Here is a 16,737-nt window from a genome sequence, read left to right on the forward strand (position 1 = left end):
GGGTACAGGACTACCTACGGGGAGTTCTGGGGACTTCGGGACCTGCGGGGGTTTCCGGCGGTTCTGCCGATACGGGGTGCGGCTCGTCGGGGTTCGGTTCAGCCGGCGCTGTCGGCGCTTCGGGGCCCGGTTTCGGGTGTGCGTCGGGGGAAGCGCACCGCTTGGCCGCCGCGTGGCGCGCCCTGCTCCGTCATCACGACCTCGGGCCTGACGGCCACTGCCAAACCTGCGGCGCGGGCCGCCTGGGCCGGTGGCCTGTCCGTCGGCGCTCGGCCGGCCTCTGCACGGTCTGGCAGGTCGCTGTCGCGTACTTCATCCGCCGCGCGCCCACCGGGGAGCGTTAGAGCTGTCTGCTGCGGCCGAGAGGACGCTCGGGCGCCGTAGCCGCGCGATCTCCGTGGTGCTGAGGGCGTCGGGCAAGCAGCCGCGGGGACGCGGCGAGGAGATCGAAGCGGGCGGGCCGAGCGCGGGTCTCGGACGGCTCGCGGCGCCCAAGCCGATTCGGTGGCGGTGCCGCCGCACCGTGCGCTGCGGCGAGGGCTTCTCGTTGCTGCAGCGGGAAAGCACAACGGCCACGGAGAGCGCGGGGGGCGCGGACCGTGGCCGGGTGGAAAAGCGGTGAAACCGAAGAACAGTAAGGAGAGCCAGTCGAGAATCAGACCACGATGCCGCGGGCAGCGAGCCACGGGCGCGGGTCGATCTTCTTCGTGCCGTTCTGCCAGACCTCGAAGTGCAGGTGCGGGCCGGTGCTCTCGCCGCGGTTGCCGATCTCGGCGATCTGCTCGCCGCACTTGACCTTCTGGCCTTCGTGGACGGAGAAGCTGTTCATGTGGCCGTAGACCTGGATGGTGCCGTCGTCGAGCTGGATGCGGACCCAGAGGCCGAAGCCGCTGGCGGGGCCGGCCTGGATGACGGTGCCGTCGGAGGCGGCGTAGATCGGGGTGCCGATCGAGTTCGCGATGTCGATGCCGAGGTGGCTGCTGCCCCAGCGGGCGCCGAAGCCCGAGGTGAACGTGCCGTGGGCCGGCAGGCAGGTCTTGGGGCGCTCGGCTTCTTCCTTGGCCTTCTGCGCGGCCGCGGCTTCGGCCTTCTCGCGGGCTTCGGTGACCTTCAGGCTGTCGGCCATGCGGGCGGCCTCGGCGGAGGCGTCCATCGAGTGGCCGGCGGGCAGCAGCTCGGGGGCTCCCCCTGAACCCGCGCTGCCGAGGGTGAACGAGGCGCTCGCGTCCTGGGCGTTGGCGAGCGGGGTGACGGCGGTGTCGGAGTCGGTCGTCACGGTCTTGAGGGTCTGGCCCGCGGCGGCAGCGGCGAACGCGCCGGCCGCGACAGCTGCGACCACGACCCGCCCACGCAGGGCGGAGGACGGCGGGGCGATGCGGTGCGAACCCCGCACGCGGATGACCGCACCGTCCAGTGCGTCCTTCAGCGCCGGGGAAGGGGCTTGGCCGCCGGGGGAGCGGTGTGAAGCCAAGACAGGGCCTTCCATCGTCGGGGAGCCGGATCGTCGCGCGACTACGGGCGGGGGATCCCGTTGAGCCAATCTCGGGGGTGGTTGGCTCGGCGTTGCGCTTCGTGACCTGACTGTAATGGGGACCGGGGGACAGTAACGAAGGGGCACCGTTTTGAGCAAGGTGCCCCCGCTGTTTCGGCCGAACGGGCGGCCCGCATCACGCTGCTAGCTGTAGGGATTACCCAAAGTTAATCCGAAACTACTCCGATCAGTGTGATCTCCATTACAGGACTTTCGGGCATCCGCGCCCCCGAACGGCCCCCTCGCACCCCGCCGAACGGCCCCACCGTTGAAATAAACGTTTGCGCCCCTGTGTTGAAGGGAATTCACGCCCGCTCGTGTGGCGCCGGTCACTCGCCTCCCTGGGTGATCACCCGATCGCCCGATCAACCCACCGACGTGCACCGACGCCTCACCGCCACCGGTTGCAGTCCTTGCGGCGCCGGGCCCCGTTGTCGACGGCTGCCCTTCGCGCCTCCGGCTTCCTCCCTCCCACTGCGGGGGCCGCGCGGTGTCCGACTTGCTAGCGTCGCGTCCGATGACTTCGTCCGAAGGACCCCACGACGGGGACTCCTCCCCGGCCCGTTCCGATTCCGACCCGGACAGCCCCAGGCCGCCCGCCGGCCCCCGACGGCCCAGCCTCGCCGAGCGCAAGGCGGCCGCCCGGGAGCGCGCCCGCGCCGAGACCCGCCGTGAGCGCCGGGGGAGTAGCCGCAAGTCCGCCGACGGGTCCGGCGCCCCCGCCGATGCCACCGGCGGCGTCTCGTCCCGTGCGAATGGCAACGTCCCCGCGAATGGCACGTCGACCGCACACCGCGGGGTCGGCAGCGGCAGGGGCGAGAGCCGCGGTGGGAGCGGCGGTCCCGACGCCGAGCGCGCCTCCTCGAACACCTCGGCCGATCACGCCCATGGTGCGAGTCGCCGAGGAGAGAACAGTGCGCGCGGAGCAGCGGGCGAGAGCGGTGATGTGCGGAGCACTGGCGGCGCCGAGGCTGTAAGCGATGGCGGGCGGCGCATCGCGAATGGCAGCGGCCGTGACAAGGCGGAAGTCGAGAGGTCTGGCCAGAGCGCAGCGGGCAGCGGTGGCGTCACCGGCACCAAGCCCACCGGAGCCGGAACCAGCTCCACGACCACCGAAGCGGACCCGGCCCCCAGCCCCCACTTCGACCTCGAATACACCGACCGCACCCCCTCCCCACCGCTCAAAACCGCCGTCACACTCCTCGGCATCGGTGCCCTCGCCCTGACGGCCGGCGCGATCCTCCCCGTCTCGCCCGACGCGAGCCCGGGTTACCTCGCCTGGCCCCTTCTGGCCCTCCTCGCCCTCGTCCCGGCCGGGATCGTCGCGGCGGCGGCGTACAGCGGCAGGCACGGCCTGGCCGCCGGCCTCACGATCGGCCTGGCCGCCCTGGCCCCCGGCCGCCTGCTGCTCGACCTGCAGTTCTTCGCCAACGGCTCCAAAACCGTCCGCCCGGAGCTGTACCTGCCCGACCGGCTGCTGGACCGCAGTGCGGTCGGCGCGGGGTTCTGGCTGCTCGTCGCGGGCCACGTCCTCACGATCGCCGCGGGGATCGCGGCGGCGCAGGTGGCGCGGCAGCTCAACGAGGTCGCGGGGGACGACGGCGGACGGCGGCGCTGGCGGCTGGTCGTGCCGCTGCTCACGATCGCGGCCGGCGTCGGGCTGTTGATGGCGCCCGTCGTCTCGGACAACCCGTTCTTCCCGGCGCACTCGGCGTTCGAAGGCCCCGGCCTGGCGCTGACTGGCTACCTGGTCATGGCGGGCGCGCTGCTGCTCGCCGTCGTGCTCGGGTTCGGGGCGGCGTCCGACGGCGTCGCGCGCGGGACGCTCGGCGGCGCGGCCGCGGCGACGTTCGCCGTGGCGCTGCCGCCGCTGGTCGGCGGGCTGGCGGTGGGCGGGCTGCACCTCGCGTGGGGACCGGTCGTCGCCGTGGTGGCGATGGTCCTCGTCCTTGTTCTCGCGCCCCTCGCGACGCCCCAAATCGCGCAGGTCGAACGCACCGACCTCGCCGGCGAAGCCCGCGTCCCGAGCCTCACGTTGTGGCGCACCGCCACGGCCCTGCTCGCCTTGCTGACGGCAGTGGTCGGAGTCGTGGGCGCGCTCGCCCCACAGCTCGACACGGCCACCGCGACCCAGAGCCCCGCGCGCTGGCTCCTGCTCACGGCCGCGATCCTCGTCGCCCTGCCCGCGCCGTTCCTGTTCGCGTACAAATCGGCCCGCGGCATCCTCGCCGTCGTCTGGGCCGGCGTCGTCCTCGCCGGCACGGCCGTGCTCAGCACCGCCATCACCGCGTCACAGGCGACCGGGCTGACGGGACTGGACAGTCTCGGCGGCACCCTCAGCTACCACCTCGGCGCCGGCGCCGTCTTCACCGCGATCGCGCTCGGCCTCGCCGGTCTGACGGCGCTCGCGGCCGTCGTCACCGGCGTCGTCGAGCGCGACGACGAAGGCACCGAAGGCCCGCGCCCCCGGGTGCTGCTGCCGGTCGTCGCGGCGGCGATCCTGTCCGTCCTCGCCCTCGGCTTGCCGGTGTTCACCGCGCCCGGCTACTCGTCGCCCGGGCTTTGGTCCGATTTCGACACTCCGTCGTGGGGACTGCTCACCGCGCTGCTCGTCGTCCTCGGCGTGCTCGCCCTGAGCGTCCGCTCCCGGCCCGGCGCCGCCGCGGCCGCGCTCACCGGTGCGGTGCTCGTGCTGGCCGTCCACGTGGCACAGCTGCCGCTCGTAGGGATCGCCGGACGGACGCCCGCGCTCGGGTTCTGGTTCGGCCTCGCCGCGATCGTCGTCACGGCAACAGCCGCCGCGACGGCCGCCGCCGGGGGCGAAAAAACAGCCCCGGTGGGCGGACTCACACCCCCTGACCGCGTACGGTGACCGACTTCACCAGGTGCGGAGTCCCCTGCTTCTGCGCTGGTCGCTAACCTCGACTGGTCCGACAGCGCGGTTCGGTAACGGACCACCACAGTGGCGTGTCGTCAGGAGACTGGAGTAGTGGACCTCTACGAGTACCAGGCGAGGGATCTCTTCGCCGCCCACGGAGTACCGGTTCTGCCGGGCTCGGTGGCAAACACCCCCGAAGAAGCCAAGGCCGCCGCGGAGCAGATCGGCACCCAGGTCGTCGTCAAGGCGCAGGTGAAGGTCGGCGGCCGCGGCAAGGCCGGCGGCGTCAAGCTGGCCCAGACGCCGGACGAGGCCAAGGAGAAGGCGGAAGCCATCCTGGGTCTCGACATCAAGGGCCACATCACGCGCCGCGTGCTCGTGGCGGAAGCGTCGGACATCGCGTCCGAGTACTACTTCTCCTTCCTGCTGGACCGGTCGAACCGCACCTTCCTGGCGATGGCTTCGTCCGAAGGCGGCATGGAGATCGAGCAGCTCGCGGTGGAGCGCCCCGACGCGCTCGCGAAGATCCCGGTCGACGCGATCGCCGGCGTCGACAAGGCGAAGGCGCTCGAGATCCTGAAGGCCGGCAATTTCCCGGCCGAGATCATCGACGAGGCCGCCGACGTGGTCGTGAAGCTCTGGGAGACCTTCGTCTCCGAGGACGCCACCCTCGTCGAGGTCAACCCGCTGGTGCGCGACCCCCAGGACAAGATCATCGCCCTCGACGGCAAGGTCACCCTGGACGAGAACGCTTCCTTCCGTCACCCGGGTCACGAGGCCCTGGTGGACAAGGACGCGGAGAACCCCCTCGAGGCGAAGGCCAAGGCCAAGAACCTCAACTACGTCAAGCTCGAGGGCCAGGTCGGCATCATCGGCAACGGCGCCGGGCTCGTCATGTCCACTTTGGACGTCGTGGCGTACGCGGGTGAGAAGCACGGCGGCGTGAAGCCGGCGAACTTCCTCGACATCGGCGGCGGCGCGTCGGCCGCGGTCATGGCGGCCGGTCTGGACGTCATCCTCAACGACACCGACGTCAAGAGCGTCTTCGTGAACGTCTTCGGCGGCATCACCGCTTGCGACGAGGTCGCGCGCGGCATCGTCGAGGCGCTGAAGATCCTCGGCGCCGAAGCCACCAAGCCGCTGGTCGTCCGCCTGGACGGCAACAACGTCGTCGAGGGTCGCCAGATCCTGGCCGACGCGAACCACCCGCTCGTCACCGTGGTGGACACAATGGACAACGCGGCCGACAAGGCTGCCGAGCTCGCCGCGGCAGGTGCGTGAGATGTCGATCTTCCTGAACGAGAACAGCAAGGTCATCGTGCAGGGGCTCACCGGCTCCGAGGGCATGAAGCACGCGACCAAGATGCTGAAGTCCGGCACGAACATCGTGGGTGGCGTCAACGCCCGCAAGGCCGGCCAGACCGTGACCATCGAGGGCAAGGACCTCAAGGTCTTCGGCACCGTCGAAGAGGCGATCAAGGAGACCGGCGCCGACGTGTCGGTCATCTTCGTGCCGCCGAAGTTCGCCAAGGACGCGGTGCTCGAGGCCGTCGACGCCGAGATCCCGCTCGCCGTGGTGATCACCGAGGGCATCCCGGTGCACGACTCGGCCTACTTCTGGGCCCACGCCGTCGCCAAGGGCAACAAGACCCGCATCATCGGCCCGAACTGCCCGGGCGTGATCAGCCCCGGCAAGTCCAACGCCGGCATCATCCCCGCCGACATCTCGGGCCCGGGCCACATCGGCCTCGTCTCGAAGTCCGGCACGCTGACCTACCAGATGATGTACGAGCTGCGTGACATCGGCTTCTCCACCGCCGTCGGCATCGGCGGTGACCCCATCATCGGCACCACCCACATCGACGCCCTGGCGGAGTTCGAGAAGGACCCCGACACCAAGGTCATCGTGATGATCGGTGAGATCGGTGGCGACGCCGAAGAGCGGGCCGCGGCCTTCATCAAGGAGAACGTGACCAAGCCGGTCGTCGGCTACGTCGCGGGCTTCACCGCCCCCGAGGGCAAGACCATGGGCCACGCGGGTGCCATCGTGTCCGGTTCCTCCGGCACGGCGGCCGCGAAGAAGGAGGCCCTCGAGGCTGCCGGCGTGAAGGTCGGCAAGACCCCGAGCGAGACCGCCGTCCTCGCGCGTGAGCTGTACAACAACCTCTGACCTGCACCAACGCGGTCAACGCGGGCCGGGCACCGGGATCGGTGCCCGGCCCGCGGCGTTTCCGGCCGCAACCGAACGGGCATCCCGTGCGTCCAACGGCCCGGACGGGGGACCCTCGGATGCGCTAGCGTTCGGCGACGCGGCCGTCACGTGTTTCGTCCGGGTGCCACCTTCCCCCGGAGTTGCCGGCGAACGACAGGAGAGCTTCCGATGACCTTCCCCAGCGGCGGGCCTGGCTACCCCCAGCAGGGCGGTGGCCAGCAGCAGCCCCAACAGGGACCGCCCCCGTCCGGCGGGTTCCCGCAACAGCAGCCGCAGCAGGGACCGCCGCCCTCGGCCGGGCCGGTGCTGCCGCAGAACCTCCCGCTCGTGCTCGCGCTCGTGGTGACCGTGCTGGGCATCGTCCAGTACTTCATCGGCTTCTCCGACGAAGCGGGTGACGTCGGCCAGGAAACGATCTTCCTGCTCACCGGTGGCCTGCTCGCGGCGATGCACGCCCTGCCGAAGGCGCCGCGCGTGCTGCCGTTCGCCGCGCTGTTCAGCGTGGTCGGCGCGCTCGGAGCGCTCGACACGGTGGTGGCCGAGCCGAGCACGCCGGGCATCGTCACGGTGGTGCTGATCCTCGGCATCGTGCAGATGCTCGTCGCGGTGGCCGCGCTGCTGATGGAGTACGGCATCCTCAAGCCGCCGGCGCCGAAGGCCGCCGTGCCGCACTACCAGCAGCAGTACGGCCAGGCCGGCCCCTACCAGCCGCAGCAGCAGCCGGGCCAGTACCCGCAACAGCCGAGCGCGACGCCCCCGGGCCAGCAGGCGACCACGTACGCGCCTCAGCAGGGCCAGTTCTTCCAGCAGCCGCAGGGCGAGCAGGGCAAGCCCCCGGGCACCCCGCCGGGCGGCTTCGGCCAGCAGGGCTGACCCACCGGGCCCGGCCCGACTGCCCGACGCGCCCCAATGTGGCGTTCGGTGCGCTGGACGCAACCAACGCCGCATTCGGTGCGTTGAGCGCAACCAACGCCGCGTTGGGGTGCTTGTCACCTCGTGAAAACACCCGCTGTGACTCTCCGTGTCACAGCGGGTGTTTTTCGTGTTCGGGTGCCCCCGACCGGGTGGGTTAACTTCGCCAAGCCCGGGGCGGGCGGCGTGCCTCACCCGGACGGCCCAGGCCGGGTGTCAAGGTGCGAAGCATGCAGCAGCTCACCAGGTCTCCACGCCCGCCGGGCGGCGAGCCGGTGGGCGACACCGTCGAACTCGACGCCGAGGCCGCGCCCGCCACCCGGGTGCGGGTGTTGCTCACCGCAGCCTTCGGCCCGTTGATCACGGAGTACGCCGTGGTCGCGACGCTGGTCGCGCTCGTCGCGCTGACCGCTGAGCGCACCGCGTTCTCGGCCGGCGGCGTGCTGCTCTCGGCCGGCCCCGGCTGGCTCGCGGGGTTCCAGGTGCAGCTCGGCATCGGCGGCCACCCACTGGGCGTGCTGCCGCTGCTGCCGACGGTCGGCGCCGTGCTGCTCGTGGCGCGGACCGCGTCCGGCGCAACGCTGCGGCTGGGCTGCACGACGCTGCGCCAGGCCGTCCCCCTGATCTCCGTGATCGGCGCCGCCCACGCGTTGTTCGGCCTGCTGATCGGGCTGCTCTCGCTCGGCGCGCCGGTGCGGGCGAACCCGTTGCTGGCGTTCGTGGTGCCCGGCGTGTTCGCCGTGCTGGCGGCCACGGGCGGTGCGGTGCGCCGCTGCGGCCTGCCCGCGGCGGTGGCCGAACGGCTCGACCCGCTGGCCCTGCGCGGCCTGCGCGCGGGCGCGCTCGGACTGGCGGCGCTGCTGGCGGTGGGTGCGATCGTGTTCGCGGCGGCCACGGTGCTCTCGTGGTCCACTGTGGACGATCTGTTCGAGCCGTCGTTCGGCAACAGCTTCGGGCTGTTCCTGCTTTCGGTGGCCTACCTGCCCAACGCCGTGGTGGCGGCGCTGTCGTTCGTCAGCGGACCCGGTTTCACGGTCGGGTCGCTCGACGTCAGCCTCGTCGCCTACCGCGGTGGCTCCGTGCCCGCGGTGCCGCTGCTCGGCGGCATCCCCGAGCACACCGCCGCGTGGTGGCCCGTGCTGCTGGTGCTGCCGGCGGCCGTCGGCGCGCTGGTCGGCTGGTCGCTGCGCCACTCCGACGACGATCCGGCCGCCCGGATCCGCATGGTCGCCGTCGCGGGTGCCGTGGTCGCGTTCGGCTGCGTGGTGCTGGGAACGCTCGCGGGCGGCCGGCTCGCGGACGGGCCGTTCGACCCGGTCAGCGTGCCCGTCGGGGTGGCGTCGATCGTGGCGTTCTGCTGGATCGTGATCCCGGGCGGGTTCGTGGCGTTCTTCGCCGGTGCGCACGCGCCGGCCGCGCCGCCGGACACGCTGGAGGTCGAGGAAGAGCTCGTCGACGACGAAGACCTGGCCGACGAAGCTGAAGACCTCGAAGAGTCCGAAGAGTCCGAAGAGGACACGGACGAACCGGGCGACGAAGACGTCGACGAGCTCGATCCCGACGAGGTCCTCGAAGACGTCGACCCGGAAGAACTCGACACCGACGAGTTCGAGGCCGAGTTCACCGAACCGGAGCTCGAAACCGCTCCCCAGCCCCGGCAGCCCGAGCCCGACTACGACGAGTACGACGCCGAAGCCGAGGCCGAACTGGGCCTCGAGCTGCCTGAAGACGTCCCGCTCGATCAGCCGGAACCCGGCCCGGACGACGACTCGGACGGCGGCTCGGACGGGCCCGGAGCTGTGACCGAGTCCACCGACGGCTCCGGTGCGGACGAGGGCCGCGAGCGCGACCGTTAGGGTTGGGGTGACCTGGTGAAGCGCGGTGCGCCCGAGGTGCGCCGCCGCCGTGCAAGGAGCCCGTTCTGGCCAGCCGCTTGGACCTGCCGACCCCGGTGAAGATCGTCGTGCTCGCGTCCGGGTCGGGCACGCTGCTGCAGGCGGTGCTCGACGCCGTCGCGCGCCCCGCGTTCCCGGCGCAGGTCGTGGCCGTGGGGGCCGATCGCACGGGCATCGAGGCGCTGGCCCGCGCCGAGCGCGCGAGCGTGCCGTCGTTCACCGTCCGCGTCGCCGACCACCCCGACCGTGACGCGTGGGACAAGGCGCTCACCGAGGCCGTCGCCGCGTACTCGCCCGACCTGGTCGTGTCGGCGGGGTTCATGAAGATCCTCGGCGCGCAGTTCCTGTCCCGGTTCGCGAACCGGGTGATCAACACGCACCCGGCGCTGCTGCCGTCGTTCCCGGGGATGCACGCGGTCGCCGACGCGCTGGCGGCCGGGGTGAAGGTGACCGGGTCGACCGTGCACTTCGTCGACGCGGGCGTGGACACCGGCCCCGTCATCGCCCAGGAGGCGGTGGTCGTGGAGGCCGACGACACCGAAGACGTCCTGCACGAACGGATCAAGGCCGTGGAACGCAGGCTGCTGGTTGAAACGATCGAGCGACTCGGCCGTGGTGGCTGCACCGTGGACGGACGAAAGGTGAGGTTTTCGTGAGCACTGCAGAGGGACGGCGCCCGGTCCGGCGCGCGCTGATCGGCGTCTCGGACAAGGCCGGCCTGCTCGAGCTCGCGACCGGTCTGCACGCCGCGGGCGTGGAGATCGTGTCGACCGGCGGTACCGCGAAGGTGATCGCGAACGCCGGGGTCCCCGTCACGCCGGTCGAGCAGGTGACCGGGTTCCCCGAGTCGCTCGACGGCCGTGTGAAGACGCTGCACCCGCGCGTGCACGCGGGGCTGCTGGCCGACCAGGACAACCCCGACCACGTCGAGCAGCTGCGGAAGCTCGAGATCGCGGCGTTCGACCTGCTCGTGGTGAACCTGTACCCGTTCACGCAGACGGTCGCCTCCGGCGCGAGCCCCGAGGACTGCGTGGAGAACATCGACATCGGCGGCCCGGCGATGGTGCGTGCGGCCGCGAAGAACCACGGCAGCGTCGCGGTGGTCGTGGACCCGGCGCGCTATGCGTGGGTGCTGGAGCAGGTCGCGGCGGGCGGCTTCGAGCTCGTCGACCGCAAGCGGCTCGCGGCGCAGGCGTACGCGCACACGGCGGCGTACGACTCGGCTGTCGCTTCGTGGTTCGCCAACGTGTACGCACCGGCGGACGACTCCGGTTTCCCCGACTTCCTGGGCGCCACCTGGGACCGCGCCGACGTGCTGCGCTACGGCGAGAACCCGCACCAGAAGGCCGCGCTGTACCGCAGCGCGCAGCCGGGTCTCGCGCACGCGGAGCAGCTGCACGGCAAGGCCATGTCGTACAACAACTACGTCGACACCGACGCCGCTCGCCGCGCCGCGTTCGACTTCGCCGACCCCGCCGTCGCGATCATCAAGCACGCCAACCCGTGCGGTATCGCGGTGGGCGCGGACATCGCCGAGGCGCACCGCAAGGCCCACGCGTGCGACCCGGTTTCGGCCTACGGCGGCGTGATCGCCACCAACCGCCCGGTGACGGTCGACGCGGCGGAGCAGATCGCGGAGGTGTTCACCGAGGTCGTGCTGGCGCCCGACTTCGAGCCGGAGGCGCTGGAGATCTTGCAGCGCAAGAAGAACGTGCGGCTGCTGAAGCTGCCCGTGATCGAGAACCCGGCGCCCGTCGAGCTGCGGCCGATCTCCGGCGGCGTGCTCGTGCAGACCGTCGACGCGATCGACGCGCCCGGCGACGACCCGGCCAACTGGCAGCTCGCCACCGGCACGCCGGCCGACGCGGCGACCCTGGCCGACCTCGCCTTCGCGTGGCGCGCGCTGCGTGCGGTGAAGTCCAACGCGATCCTGCTGGCCCACGACGGCGCGACCGTCGGCGTCGGCATGGGCCAGGTCAACCGCGTCGACTCGTCGCGGCTGGCCGTCGCGCGCGCGGGCGACCGGGCGAAGGGCTCCGTCGGCGCGTCCGACGCGTTCTTCCCGTTCCCGGACGGGCTCGAGGTCCTGCTGGAGGCCGGCGTGCGCGCCGTCGTGCAGCCCGGCGGTTCCATCCGCGACGCCGAGGTGATCGCGGCAGCCGAGAACGCGGGCGTGACGCTGTACCTGACGGGGACGCGCCACTTCGCGCACTGAGGTTTTCTCTGGGGCCGGCTCTCTTTGGGGGCCGGCCCCTTTTTATTCGCGAAGGCGCGCGTACACGACTTCGTCGCGGTAGGCGCCGTCTCGCCAAGTCACCTGGCACATCAGGCCCTCTCGGTGGAAGCCCGCCTTCTCCAGCACGCGCTGCTCGGCGACGTTCTCGCTGTCGGTGAACGCCTCCAGCCGATGGGCGCGCGTGAAGCGGAACAGGTGCTCGACCAGCAGCCGGTGCGCCTTCGTACCGAGGCCGACCCCGCGGTGGTCGGGCAGCAACGTCACCCCGACCTCGAAACAGCCCCCCGCCGGCCCACCCCGATCGGCGGCCTCCCAGCTGGCCATCCCCGCCACCACGCCATCCACGGTCACCGCGACGGCCGTCGACTCGTCACCGATGAACCCGTCCTCGGCAAACCGCCGCCGGCGCGCCTGCGCACTGCCGAACCCGGCCCACTGGAACGCACCCAGCACCTCGGGCTCCACGGCGAACCGATCGAGCACCGGCAGATCTTCCTCGGCGAACGGCCGCAGGGCGAGGTGTTTCATGCTGCTTCTCCACCAGCTTCACTCGGACTTGGCGCGGGCCGGTGGCCCCATTCCCGGCAGTGTATCGCGGACACCGAGGGTGTTGTGGTTGTCGCGCTTCGGTTCTGTGGGTCTACTTAGGACAGTTGTGGGCGCAGTGGGCGGAAGAACTCGCGGATCTCGGTGACGAGCTCGTCCGGTCGCTCCAGTGCGGCGAAGTGACCACCGTCGTCGAACCGGGTGAATCGGGTCAAGTTGTACGCGCGCCGCACCCACTCCTCGGGCGGGGTGAAGTTGTCCTTGGCGAAGGAGGCGAAGCCGGTGGGCGTGGCGACGTAACCGGGCGTGTTGCGGCCCAGCATGCCTTCGGTGTGCATGGTTTCGTAGTAGAGGCGCGCGGAAGTGGCGATGGTGCCGGTCAGCCAGTAGAGGGTGATGTCGGTGAGGAGTTCGTCCTTGCTGAACACGGATTCGACGTCGCCGCCACAGTCACTCCACGCGCGGAACTTCTCGACGATCCACGCGGCCAGCCCGGCGGGGGAGTCCGACAGCCCCGCGGCGAGGGTGGCCGGCTTGGTGCCCTGGAGCTGGGCGTATGCGCCTTCGGCGGTGAAGAAGTGTTCGGCCTGGGCGAGGAAGGCGTCCTCGGCGGGGGTGAGCGGCGTGCCGTCGAGCGCCGGCGTGGCGCCCATCAGGTTGAGGTGGATGCCGATCAGGTGGTCGCCGTGGTCGCGCCCGAGGCGGCTGGTGATCTGCGCGCCGAAGTCGCCGCCCTGCGCGGCGTAGCGCGAATAGCCGAGGGCGTCGGTCATGAGCCGGTCGAACAGGTTCGCGATGGCCGTCGGGTTCATCCCGGGCGTGCCGGGGTGCGGGGAGAACCCGAAGCCGGGCAGGCTCGGGGCGACGACGTCGAACGCGTCGGCCGGGTCGCCGCCGTGCGCCGCGGGGTCGGTGAGCGGGCCGATGATCTTGGTGACCTCGAAGAACGAGCCCGGCCAGCCGTGCGAGAACAGCAAGGGGAACGGCTGGGGCCCGGTTCCCTTGGCGTGGACGAAGTGCAGCGTGGTGTCGCCGACGTCGGCGACGAACTGGGGGAGCGCGTTGAGCCGGCTTTCGGCCGCGGGCCAGTCGAATTCGGTACGCCAGTAGTCGACGAGCTCGGCCAGGTAACCCGGCGGTGTGCCGTGGGTCCAGTCGCGCCCGGACAACGCGGGTGCGAAGCGGGTTCGGGCCAGGCGATCTTTCAGGTCGGTGAGCTGTTCTTCGGTGGTTTCGCTGCGGAACGGGCGTAGCACTCAGGTTCTCCTTCGTTGTGATCTCCCCTCGAGAATGCGGCCGTGGTGGGGATGGGGCTGGCAGGAATTCGACATCAGACCCGGCTTGACACGGCTGCCGGATCCCGGTGTACTTGAGACATCGAACAGGTGTTCGATGCGGGGTGTCGAGGGCCGCCTTCCCCGCGGTGCGTCGGTGCTCGTCCTGTGGGGCCCTGGCCTGGGCCTGCGGTGAGGGTGGGCGCCGGCGTGTGCGTGGAGGGGAGGGGTGTGCGGTGACGGCAGTGGTGGAGCCGGTGGCTCGGCTCGCTGCGCTGCCCGGCGTGAGCACGGCGAGCCGGGTGGCGGAGCAGGCCGAGCACGCCAGGACGACGGGAAGGGTGCTCCCGGTGTCCCCGGCGTTGGCCGGCCTGCTGCCCGACGCGGGGCTCCGGCGCGGGAGCACCGTGGCGGTCCACCGCTCCCCGTCGCTGCTCCTCGCCCTGCTCGCCGAGGCCACCGCCGCCGGGTCGTGGGCGGCGGTGGTCGGCGTGCCCTCCCTGGGCATCGCCGCGGCGGCGGAACACGGCGTCGCGGTGTCGCGTCTCGCCCTCGTGCCCCGCCCGGGCGCCGAGTACCCGGCCGTGGTCGCCGCCCTGCTCGACGGCGTCGACCTCGTGGTCACCGAGCCCCGCTCCGTCACCCCCGCGGTCGCCCGGCGCCTCTCCGCCCGCGCCCGCCACCGCGGCACCGTCCTGCTCACCCTCGGCCCCTGGCCCGCGGCCGACGTGGAACTCCACTGCACCCCAGGCGAGTGGACCGGCCTCCTCGGCTCCGGGGCGGGTTTCCTGCGCTCCCGGCCCGCCGAGGTACACGCACGCGGGCGGGGTTCCGCCGCCCGGCCCCGGTCGGTTTCGGTCGCTCTACCCGGCCCCGACGGCCGTGCGCTCCCGATGGAGCCCCTCGCGACGCCGGTGGGGCTCCCGCTGCAGCGCCTCGACGAGGAGGCGGTGGGATGAGACAGCGACTTGGCCGCGGTGCCGGTTTCGCTCCGGGCTTGGCGTGGGATGGTCGTGCGAGGGTTGGCGGCGGTCTGGGGAGTGCCGCTTGTGCGCTACGTGGATCGCTGGGGCAGCGGCTTGGTCATGGTGTCGTTTTTGCTCCGGGCTTCGCGTGGGATGGTCGTGCGAGGGTTGGCGGCGGACGGGGGAGCGCCGCCTGTGCTTCGCCACGTGGATTGCCGGGGCAGCGGCTTGGTCGCAGCGCCGGTTCCGTTCCGGGTTTCGCGTGGGATGGTCGCGCGAAGGTCGGCGGCGGTCTGGGGAGTGCCGCTTGTGCTTCGCCACGCGGATCGCTGGGGCAGCGGCTTGGTCGCAGCGCCGGTTCCGTTCCGGGCTTCGCGTGGGATGGGCGCGCGAGAGCCGGCAACGGCCGTGGCGTCGAGCCGGAGATGACCGCCCGCGAGAGTTTCGCCGTTGTGCCACGTGGGTCGGCCCCTCGGCGACGGCGTGCGCCGGGCGACGGCCGTGGGGCCGCAGCGACCGCGGGAGGCGGGGCGCGGGGATTCGAGGCGTGGTCCGCCGCAGCAGGTCAGGTGCAGAGCCGGGGAACTCGCGTGACATCCGTCCACATCGGACAAATCGAGGTGGCCGGATGACCATCACCCGGGAACCACCCAGAACCGCCAACCTCCCCATCCGGATGCTCGTCCTGTGGTGCCCCGACTGGCCTGCCGTCGCGGCGGTGGCCGCGGTGGGTGCGCCGCTCACCAGGCCGGCGGCGGTGTTTCTCGCCAACCGGGTCGTGGCGTGTACGGCGGTGGCGCGCAGGAACGGCGTGCGGAGGGGGATGCGGCGGCGGGAGGCGGAGTCGAAGTGTCCCGAGCTGGGTGTGTTCGGCGTGGACGACGGGCGGGACGCGCGGCTGTTCGAGAACGTCGCGCGGGCCGTGGAGGAGCTGGTCGTCGGGCTGGAGGTGGTGCGGCCGGGGCTGATCGCGGTGCCCGTGGCGGGCGCGGCGGGCTACTTCGGCGGCGAGCACCCGCTCGCGGAGAAGCTGCTGGACCAGGTGGCCGCGGTGGCGGGCGTCGAATGCCAGGTCGGGGTGGCGGAAGGGCTGTTCGGGGCCACGATCGCGGCCCGGCACGGTGAGTTCGTGCCGCCCGGGGAAACCGCGCAGTTCCTCGCGCCCCTGCGTGTCGCCGAGCTGGACCAGCCCGACGTCGAGCGCAAGGAGCTCGTCGACCTGCTCACGCGCCTGGGCCTCAAGACGCTCGGGGCGTTCGCGGAGCTGACCGAACGCGACGTGATGTCCCGCTTCGCCCTCGACGGCGTGCTCGCTCACCGCCTGGCGCGCGGGCTGTCGGAGCGCCCGCCGCTGCGCCGCAAACCGCCGGCCGACCTCACGCTCACCGAGGAGTTCGACCCGGTGCTGGAGCGCATCGACGTCGCGGCGTTCCTCGCCAAGAACCTCGGCGCGCGGTTCCACGCGGCCCTCGCCGACCGCGGCCTGGCGTGCACGCGCCTCGGCATCTACGCCACCACCGAGGACGGCGAGCAGCTCGGCCGGGTCTGGCGCTGCGCGGAACCCCTGACGCCCCAAGGGGTCGCCGACCGCGTGCGCTGGCAGTTCGAGGGCTGGCTGAAGGGCAACCGGCCCACCTCGGGCGTCGCGCGGCTGCGGCTGGAGCCGGAGGAAACGGTCGAGGGCAAGTCCTTGCAGCTCGGCCTCTGGCACGGCGGCAACCGCAGCGAGGACGACGAGCTCACCACCGAACGCGCCGCCCGCGCCTTCGTGCGCGTGCAGGGCCTGCTCGGCCCCGAAGGCGTCGTCACCCCGATCCTCGACGGCGGTCGCGACCCCGCCGGCCGCGTCCGCCTCATCCCGTGGGGCGACCCGCGCGAGCCCGTCTCGCCGCCGGACGCCACGTGGCCGGGCCGCCTGCCGGCGCCGTCACCCGCGACGGTGCTCGAACAACCCGTGCCGGTGCAGGTCGTCGACGAGCAGGGTGTGCCCGTCGGCATCACCAGCCGCAAGCAGCTCACGGCGCCGCCGTGCCGGCTGAGCGTGGCGGGCGGGCCGCCGCGGACGGTCCTCGACTGGGCCGGGCCGTGGCCCGTCGCGGCCAGCCGACGCGCGGCCACGCCGCAACAGGCCCGCCTGCAGCTGCTCCTGGCCGCCACCGGCCGCGACGACGCCGACGAAGCCGTGCTCGTCCTGTGCTCCGGCACCGAAAATCCTGTGTGGACAGTGGAAGGAATCTACGACTGATGGAAGAGAACACCAGCCTGCTCATCCCGAGCCCCCGCAAGTC

Annotated in this window: 12 protein-coding genes; 9 read left to right on the plus strand and 3 right to left on the minus strand. The window is 72.1% G+C overall.

Annotation, left to right across the window (positions count from 1 at the left end; all coding sequences use genetic code 11):
- Positions 1-655: 655 nt before the first annotated feature.
- Positions 656-1,339, minus strand: a complete 684-nt coding sequence (locus ACQPXB_RS04590) for a M23 family metallopeptidase (protein ID WP_366575959.1) — start codon at positions 1,337-1,339, stop codon at positions 656-658.
- A gap of 1,138 nt (positions 1,340-2,477) precedes the next feature.
- Between ACQPXB_RS04590 and ACQPXB_RS04595 the strand changes: the two genes are divergently transcribed.
- The 7 genes from ACQPXB_RS04595 to purH all read left to right on the plus strand — a co-directional run bounded on the left by ACQPXB_RS04595 (position 2,478) and on the right by purH (position 11,643).
- Positions 2,478-4,403: a hypothetical protein gene (locus ACQPXB_RS04595; RefSeq protein ID WP_432849649.1), complete on the plus strand. Its 1,926-nt coding sequence runs from the start codon at positions 2,478-2,480 to the stop codon at positions 4,401-4,403.
- 117 nt (positions 4,404-4,520) lie between these two features.
- Positions 4,521-5,690 (plus strand): ADP-forming succinate--CoA ligase subunit beta, encoded by a 1,170-nt coding sequence (sucC, locus tag ACQPXB_RS04600; RefSeq protein ID WP_432849651.1) that lies wholly within the window; start codon positions 4,521-4,523, stop codon positions 5,688-5,690.
- Position 5,691: 1 nt separating this feature from the next.
- Positions 5,692-6,579, plus strand: coding sequence for a succinate--CoA ligase subunit alpha (gene sucD / locus ACQPXB_RS04605; RefSeq protein WP_366575642.1), 888 nt, complete (start codon positions 5,692-5,694; stop codon positions 6,577-6,579).
- 210 nt (positions 6,580-6,789) lie between these two features.
- Complete coding sequence (locus ACQPXB_RS04610; RefSeq protein ID WP_366575641.1) at positions 6,790-7,494, plus strand: DUF5336 domain-containing protein; 705 nt, start codon at positions 6,790-6,792, stop codon at positions 7,492-7,494.
- A 269-nt stretch (positions 7,495-7,763) separates the two neighbouring features.
- Positions 7,764-9,389, plus strand: a complete 1,626-nt coding sequence (locus tag ACQPXB_RS04615) for a cell division protein PerM (RefSeq protein ID WP_432849654.1) — start codon at positions 7,764-7,766, stop codon at positions 9,387-9,389.
- A 77-nt stretch (positions 9,390-9,466) separates the two neighbouring features.
- A complete protein-coding gene (gene purN, locus ACQPXB_RS04620; RefSeq protein WP_364053676.1) occupies positions 9,467-10,084 on the plus strand; it encodes a phosphoribosylglycinamide formyltransferase in 618 nt (205 codons plus the stop codon).
- A complete protein-coding gene (gene purH / locus ACQPXB_RS04625) occupies positions 10,081-11,643 on the plus strand; it encodes a bifunctional phosphoribosylaminoimidazolecarboxamide formyltransferase/IMP cyclohydrolase (protein ID WP_366575638.1) in 1,563 nt (520 codons plus the stop codon). Before purN ends, purH begins: the two co-directional genes overlap by 4 nt.
- 42 nt (positions 11,644-11,685) lie before the next feature.
- Here purH and ACQPXB_RS04630 read toward each other — a convergent pair whose 3' ends face one another.
- Positions 11,686-12,192, minus strand: a complete 507-nt coding sequence (locus ACQPXB_RS04630) for a GNAT family N-acetyltransferase (RefSeq protein WP_366575636.1) — start codon at positions 12,190-12,192, stop codon at positions 11,686-11,688.
- A 116-nt stretch (positions 12,193-12,308) separates the two neighbouring features.
- A complete protein-coding gene (locus tag ACQPXB_RS04635) occupies positions 12,309-13,466 on the minus strand; it encodes an epoxide hydrolase family protein (RefSeq protein ID WP_432849657.1) in 1,158 nt (385 codons plus the stop codon).
- A gap of 254 nt (positions 13,467-13,720) precedes the next feature.
- Here ACQPXB_RS04635 and ACQPXB_RS04640 point away from each other — a divergent pair, with 254 nt between their 5' ends.
- Both ACQPXB_RS04640 and ACQPXB_RS04645 read left to right on the plus strand, forming a co-directional pair.
- On the plus strand, positions 13,721-14,443 hold the full coding sequence (locus tag ACQPXB_RS04640; protein WP_432849660.1) for a hypothetical protein: 723 nt from the start codon (positions 13,721-13,723) through the stop codon (positions 14,441-14,443).
- A gap of 682 nt (positions 14,444-15,125) precedes the next feature.
- On the plus strand, positions 15,126-16,694 hold the full coding sequence (locus ACQPXB_RS04645; protein WP_386946877.1) for a DNA polymerase Y family protein: 1,569 nt from the start codon (positions 15,126-15,128) through the stop codon (positions 16,692-16,694).
- Positions 16,695-16,737 lie beyond the last annotated feature (43 nt).

It is taken from the genome of Amycolatopsis sp. CA-161197, assembly GCF_050942255.1.
In the GTDB taxonomy this organism is placed as follows: Bacteria; Actinomycetota; Actinomycetes; order Mycobacteriales; family Pseudonocardiaceae; genus Amycolatopsis.